Origin of the sequence: Pseudomonas sp., from assembly GCF_032058845.1 — a bacterium.
GTDB lineage: Bacteria > Pseudomonadota > Gammaproteobacteria > Pseudomonadales > Pseudomonadaceae > Aquipseudomonas.
Window position 1 is genome coordinate 1 of the sequence record NZ_DAMCCR010000164.1, and the last position, 6445, is coordinate 6445.

Sequence of the window (6445 nt, forward strand, 5' to 3'; positions counted from 1 at the left end):
GCCTGCCTGGCGGCAGGCCGTTACCGGCCTGCACACAAAAAAACTGACAGTCCCCCACGGAACAGCTGAATCAACTCAGTGATGACCCCTGGTGAAGCGGGCAATCGAGCCGCTCCAACCTCGGAGGATCAGGGTGTTGGCCCCATACTCAGCCCGCGCTCACCGACCCTGGCACGCATCCACCCGCAACCACTTCTCCAGCACCTTGAACCCTTGCACCAGCATGAACGAGATCACCAGATAGAACACCCCAGCCGCGAAGAAGATCTCCACTGGCAGATACGTACGGGCAATGATCGTCCGTGCCATGCCGGTCAGCTCGAGCAGCGTCACCGTGCTGGCCAGGGCGCTGGCCTTGAGCATCAGGATCACTTCGTTGCTGTAGGCCGGCAGGCCGATGCGCGCGGCGCGCGGCAGGAGAATGTAGTACATGGCCTTCGCCTTGGACATGCCGAGCGCCCGGGCCGCTTCCACTTCACCGCGCGGAATGGCCTGCAAGGCGCCGCGCAGGATTTCGGCGATGTAGGCGGCGGTGTGCAGGGTCATGGTCAGCACCGTGCACCAGAACGGATCGCGCAGGTAGGGCCACAGAGCGCTGTTGCGCACGGCGTCGAACTGCGCCAGGCCGTAGTACACCAGGAACAGCTGCACCAGCAGCGGAGTGCCGCGGAAGAAGAAGATGTAGCCGTAGGGCAGGGCACGCAGCCAGGGTTTGTGCGAGGCGCGGGCGATGCCCATGGGAATCGCCAGGATCAGCCCGGCGATCACGGCGATGGCCACCAGCTCCAACGTGAGGATCGCGCCGTCGGCCAGCCGTGGCAGGTATTTGATGATCACGTCCCAGTTCATTGGGCGGCCTCCATGGCGCCTTGAACGGCATGGTGTTTCAGGCAGCACAGGGTGGCGTCAGGCGAGGCCAGTTGTGGCAGGTATTTGATGATCACGTCCCGATTCATTGCGCGGCCTCCATGGCGCCTTGAACGGCATGGTGTTTCAGGCAGCACAGGGTGGCGTCAGGCGAGGCCAGTTGTGGCAGGTATTTGATGATCACGTCCCGATTCATTGCGCGGCCTCCATGGCGCCTTGAACGGCACGTTGTCCCAGGCAGCCCAGCGTGGCGCCAGTCGAGGCCAGCCCTGGCAGGTACTTGATGGTCAGGTTCATTGCCCGGCCCTCATGAAGCCGCGAGCGGCGCGTTTTTCCAGGAAGTGCATGCCGGTCATGGCGACCACGGTCAGGGCCAGGTACATGCAGGCGGCGACCATGTAGAAGGTGAAGGGCTCTTTGGTCACGGTCACGCCGATCTGGGCGTGGCGCATGATTTCTTCGAGGCCGATCACCGACACCAGCGCGGTGTCTTTCATCAGGATCATGAACAGGTTGCCCAGCCCCGGCAGGGCGATGCGCCACATCTGCGGCAGGATGATCCGCGAGAGGATGCGCCCGCGTGACAGGCCCAGGGCCAGGCCCGCTTCGCGGTGGCCTTTGGGGATCGCCAGGATGGCGCCGCGAAACACTTCGGTAGCATAGGCCCCGAAACACAGCCCCAGGGCGATGACGCCTGCGGCGAAGGCGCTCAGCTCGAGGCCGGGCATGTTCAATGCGTCACCCAGGCTTCTGACCAGGTTGACGGTGCCGAAGTAGATCAGCAGCACCCAGAGCAGTTCGGGCACGCCGCGAACCAGGGTCGAGTAGGCGCCGCCCAGCCATTGCAGGGGCTTGGCGGGGGAAGTCTTGGCCAGGGCGCCGAGCAAGCCGAGAACCAGGCCGAGCAGAAGCGCGCAGAGCGCGAGTTTTACCGTCATCAGCGTGCCAGCCAAAAGGGCCGGGCCGAATCCGTGCAGGTCGATATTCATGGGCAGGTGCTTTCCAGGTACCCGCGCGCCCTCAGGCGCGCAGGTCGGGGAGGATCATTCGATGCTGAACGGGAAATACTTGTCGTTGATCTTCTTGTAGGTGCCGTCGGCCTTGATTTCCTTCAGCGCGGTGTTCAGGTCGCTGCGCAGCTTGTCGTCACCCTTGCGCACGGCGATGCCGATCTTGTCGCTGTCGACCACAGGCTCGCCCTTGAACTCATAGGCTTGACCCTCTGGGCTCTTGAGCCAGTCGTACTGGACGTACTTGTCGGCGAGGATGGCGTCGACCCGGCCCGAGGTCAGGTCGAGGTAGGCGTTTTCCTGGGTGTCGTACAGCTTGATCTGGATGTCGTTGCCGTAGGTGTCTTCCAGCCAGCTACCGGCCAGGGTGGCGCGCTGGGTGCCGATGATCTTGCCCTTGAGCGAAGCCTTGTCGGTCTTGAAGTCGGTGGTCTTCGGGGCGATGAACTGCAGCTTGTTGGAGTAGTAGGGGTCGGTGAAGTCGACGGCCTGCTTGCGCTCGTCGGTGATCGACAGCGACGACACCAGGAAGTCGAACTTCTTGGCGTTGAGGGCCGGGATGATGCCGTCCCAGTCGGAGGTCACGACCGAGCACTCGACTTTCATCTTGGCGCACAGGGCGTCGCCGATGTCCTTGTCGAAGCCCACCACGTTGCCGCTGGCGTCCTTGTTGTTGAACGGCGGGTAGGCCGCTTCGATACCCATGCGCAGTTTTTCTGCGGCCATGGCATTGGCGGAGAAGACCAGCGTGGCGGCAGCTGCCAGGAGGAATTTCTTATAGGTCTGCATGTGTTGCTCCGTTAGCGGTGGCTGGACATGAATTGCTTGCAACGCGCCGAGGTCGGGTTCTCGAAGACCTGTTGCGGCGATCCTTGCTCTTCTACCAAGCCCTGGTGCAGGAAGACGACTTCACTGGACACCTGGCGGGCGAAATTCATTTCGTGGGTCACCAGCAGCATGGTGCGGCCTTCTTCGGCCAGCGCGCGGATGACATTAAGCACTTCCTGGACCATCTCCGGGTCGAGCGCCGACGTCGGCTCGTCGAACAGGATGACCTTGGGTTTCATCGCCAGGGTGCGGGCGATTGCGGCGCGTTGCTGCTGGCCGCCGGAGAGCTGCGCGGGGTAGCTGTGGCGCTTGTCATAGATGCCGACCTTGTTCAGCAGCGCTTCGGCCGCTTCCACCGCTTCGGCCTTGCTCTGGCCGAGCACCCGGCGCGGGGCCTCGGTGATGTTGTCGAGCACCGACATGTGCGGCCACAGGTTGAAGTTCTGAAACACGAAGCCGATTTCGCTGCGCAGACGGTTGATCTGGCGGTTGTCGGCGGCGAGCAGGTCGCCGTTCTTGGCGGCTTTGAGCTTGAGCGACTCGCCGGCCAGGAGGATTTCACCCTTATGTGGATGCTCCAGCAGATTGATGCAGCGCAGCAGCGTCGACTTGCCGGAGCCTGACGAGCCGAGGATCGAGATGACATCGCCGTCACGGGCCGTCAGCGAGATGCCTTTGAGGATCTCTTGGTCGCCGTAGCGTTTGTGCAGGTTGCGGATTTCCAGCGCGGGCGTGGCCTGAGCCATGTGCGGTCCTCATGTATTCGGGTGCATTCCCAGCTGTTGGACGGCCTTCCGGGCCTGCGCAACGCTAGCATGTGGCGCTTGGACAGCCAACCGGGGTGCGGGGAACGAAGCGCGTCGGTGCGGCAGTGTGTCGCATCGCTGCAGCGGACTGTCGCGAGGATGACCGCAGAAGGATGGCCGACGCCTCAGCCTCGACGGAAAAAAGGCGCGATGGTGCCAGTTTTGTCAGTGGGAGGGAAGCCGTTTGTCTGCAGGTAGCGCTGAGCGGGGGCTAAGACCTCGGCAAAGTTGCAACCGAGGGTTGCTCCTTTTTTGCCGCTTTTTCGTGCGCGGGTGTTACCGAGGGGCACCATTGGTGCACTTGTAAGTGAGTATTTCTGTAATCCAGACAAATTGCCCGGATTTGAGGCCCTTTCGGTCAGGCGGTGGCCGAAGTCCTGTAGGGCACAGGCGGTGCAGGTTTCAAGATGTTTCCAGAAGAGGCGTTCATGCCTTGGCCCGCTTATTGCCATATGGAGACTACCGAACACTGCCGCGCCTAAATCGCGCAGAGCGCATGACGTTCATCGGTTTCGGGTAGGTCCACTCCTTACAAAGGTAGGTTTATGAGCGGTAAGCACAATTCCAACGACCTCGCTCAGGGGCTCAAACAACGGCATGTGACCATGCTGTCCATCGCAGGGGTGATCGGCGCCGGCTTGTTCGTCGGCTCCGGTCACGCCATCGCTGCCGCAGGGCCCGCGGTGCTGCTGGCCTATGCGGCAGCGGGCACACTGGTGATCCTGGTGATGCGCATGCTCGGCGAGATGGCCATTGCCTCGCCGGACACCGGGTCGTTCTCGACCTACGCAGACCGCTCCATCGGCCGCTGGGCCGGCTTCACCATCGGCTGGCTGTACTGGTGGTTCTGGGTGCTGGTGATTCCACTGGAAGCCAACGCCGCTGCAGCGATTCTGCATGCCTGGTTCCCGGCGGTAGAGCTGTGGATGTTCTCGCTGCTGATCACCTTGGCACTGACCGGCACCAACCTGTTCAGCGTGAAGAACTACGGTGAGTTCGAGTTCTGGTTCGCCTTGCTCAAGGTGCTGGCGATCATCGCTTTCATCGTGGTGGCGTGCGCGGCCATGTTCGGCCTGGTGCCGGGCAGCCAGGTCAGTGGTGCCAGCCACCTGTTCGATACCCAAGGCTTCATGCCTAACGGCCTGGGCGCGGTGCTGGCGGCGATGCTCACCACCATGTTCTCGTTCATGGGTACCGAAATCGTCACCATTGCGGCGGCCGAGTCGAAAGACCCTGGCAAGCAGATCACCCGCGCCACCAACTCGGTGATCTGGCGAATCTGCCTGTTCTACCTGGTGTCGATCTTCCTGGTCGTGGCCCTGGTGCCGTGGAACGACCCGGCGCTGGCCGAAACCGGTTCCTATCAGACCGTGCTGAGCCGCATCGGCGTGCCGAACGCCAAGATGATCGTCGACATCGTGGTACTGATCGCCGTGACCAGCTGCCTGAACTCGGCGCTGTACACCTCGTCGCGCATGCTCTTCTCCCTGAGCAAGCGTGGCGACGCACCAGCCGTGGCCCAGCGCACCACCCGTGCCGGTACGCCGCACTGGGCGGTGCTGCTGTCGACCGCCGCGGCGTTCCTGACCGTGTTCGCCAACTTCGTGGCGCCGGCCGAGGTGTTCGAGTTCCTCCTGGCCAGCTCGGGTGCCATCGCACTGCTGGTGTACCTGGTGATTGCCGTGTCGCAACTGCGCATGCGCAGCCAGCGTGAGGCGCGTGGCGAGCACATCGACTTCAAGATGTGGCTGTTCCCCGGGCTGACCTGGCTGACCATCGCGTTCATCGTGGCCGTGCTGGCGGTGATGGCACTGCGTGAAGACCATCGCGCCGAGATCATCGCCACCGCCCTGCTGAGCATCGGCGTGGTCGTGACCGGCCTGCTGGTGCACCGCAAGCGTGGGGTATCGGGCAAAGCGGCGCTGGATCACTGATTCACTGGCTGCGCTGAAACTGAAAAGGCCGCGTCCTGTGAGGGGCGCGGCCTTTTTGTTTGGGGCGGGATGGGTGTTTTTGAGCCTGCTGCGCAGGCTATCGCGACTGAAGTCGCCGACAGGTTTTATGGGCTACTGCCGTGATTGGTAGTGAAGCCTGACCCAAGGCTGCCTGCAGAACTCGCGCTGGCTGGGCTCCAGGCCCTTAGCCGTACTGCTTCTGCTGTTGCTGCTGCCGCGCCACCACTTCCGAGGCTTCCATGTACGCCGCCTGGAACTCGTCGCTTTCCAGCCAGGCCATGGTGGTGTCGGCGTCGGTGCCGTCCAGCCAGTCGCGGTAGGCGGTGAAGACCATGACGATGTAGTCGGTGGCGTGCTCTTCTTTATGGCCTTTGAGCACCAGTGCCAGCAGTGGATCGACCAGGAACACCGAGATCATCGGCACCAGCCCGCCGTCCTGGGCTTCTTTCATTTTTTCAAACAGTCCGTCGTAGCTGCCCGAGTCCATGGCCTTGGTGTACACCTGCTCGACACTGGCGCTGTCACCGCTGCTCGCTTTCACCGCCTGGCCGCTGCGCACCATACGGTTCTGCTTGGCCTTGCTGGCGGCGCGTTTGGCGCGTTTCTGTTGTTTGCTGGAGGTGGCCATGGGGCGAGTCCTTGGGAGCGGTCGTGAGGGCGCGTATTGAAGCGCAGCGCGGGTGGGGATTCAAGCTGCTGGCGGTGGCTGTCGGTGCTTGGTCGGTCGCGTCCGGCGATAGGCGAGTACCCGAATAGCGCAAGCCGGATGCGCGGCTGCTTGCAGCGCATCAATCGATGGCAGGTGATTGTTCGAGGAGTGAAACCGCAAGCGCTGACTTGGGGATAATTCATCGGTGCTAAAAATCGCAGGCAACAAAAAACCCGCACGGGGCGGGTTTTTTGTGTCGCTTCGAGTGACGTTGGAACCACCAGAAGCTGAAGGTGGTGCCCAGAGACGGAGTCGAACCGCCGACACGAG

At 62.6% G+C, this 6445-nt stretch carries 6 protein-coding genes; 1 reads left to right on the forward strand and 5 read right to left on the reverse strand.

Features of this window, described 5'->3' with window-relative positions; translation table 11 throughout:
* Positions 1-159: 159 nt before the first annotated feature.
* The 4 genes from RT028_RS19645 to RT028_RS19660 form a co-directional block, all read right to left on the reverse strand.
* Positions 160-849 (reverse strand): ABC transporter permease, encoded by a 690-nt coding sequence (locus tag RT028_RS19645; protein WP_312937061.1) that lies wholly within the window; start codon positions 847-849, stop codon positions 160-162.
* 311 nt (positions 850-1160) lie between these two features.
* The gene (locus RT028_RS19650; protein WP_312937063.1) at positions 1161-1856 is read right to left on the reverse strand and encodes an ABC transporter permease; all 696 of its coding nucleotides are present in this window, start codon (positions 1854-1856) and stop codon (positions 1161-1163) included.
* Between the two features lie 54 nt (positions 1857-1910).
* The gene (locus RT028_RS19655; RefSeq protein WP_312937065.1) at positions 1911-2666 is read right to left on the reverse strand and encodes an ABC transporter substrate-binding protein; all 756 of its coding nucleotides are present in this window, start codon (positions 2664-2666) and stop codon (positions 1911-1913) included.
* A gap of 11 nt (positions 2667-2677) precedes the next feature.
* A complete protein-coding gene (locus RT028_RS19660) occupies positions 2678-3451 on the reverse strand; it encodes an ATP-binding cassette domain-containing protein (protein ID WP_312937067.1) in 774 nt (257 codons plus the stop codon).
* A 605-nt stretch (positions 3452-4056) separates the two neighbouring features.
* On the opposite strand from RT028_RS19660, the gene gabP reads away from it, so the two are divergent.
* A complete protein-coding gene (gene gabP, locus RT028_RS19665) occupies positions 4057-5445 on the forward strand; it encodes a GABA permease (RefSeq protein WP_312937069.1) in 1389 nt (462 codons plus the stop codon).
* 205 nt (positions 5446-5650) lie between these two features.
* On the opposite strand, the gene RT028_RS19670 is transcribed toward gabP, so the two are convergent.
* On the reverse strand, positions 5651-6094 hold the full coding sequence (locus RT028_RS19670) for a hypothetical protein (protein ID WP_312937071.1): 444 nt from the start codon (positions 6092-6094) through the stop codon (positions 5651-5653).
* Positions 6095-6445 lie beyond the last annotated feature (351 nt).

Excerpts from the sequence above, each read along its gene's own strand:
- RT028_RS19645 (WP_312937061.1), bottom strand. The coding sequence starts at position 849 with ATGAACTGGGACGTGATCATCAAATACCTGCCACGGCTGGCCGACGGC.
- RT028_RS19650 (WP_312937063.1), bottom strand. The coding sequence starts at position 1,856 with ATGAATATCGACCTGCACGGATTCGGCCCGGCCCTTTTGGCTGGCACG.
- RT028_RS19655 (WP_312937065.1), bottom strand. The coding sequence starts at position 2,666 with ATGCAGACCTATAAGAAATTCCTCCTGGCAGCTGCCGCCACGCTGGTC.
- RT028_RS19660 (WP_312937067.1), bottom strand. The coding sequence starts at position 3,451 with ATGGCTCAGGCCACGCCCGCGCTGGAAATCCGCAACCTGCACAAACGC.
- gabP (WP_312937069.1), top strand. The coding sequence starts at position 4,057 with ATGAGCGGTAAGCACAATTCCAACGACCTCGCTCAGGGGCTCAAACAA.
- RT028_RS19670 (WP_312937071.1), bottom strand. The coding sequence starts at position 6,094 with ATGGCCACCTCCAGCAAACAACAGAAACGCGCCAAACGCGCCGCCAGC.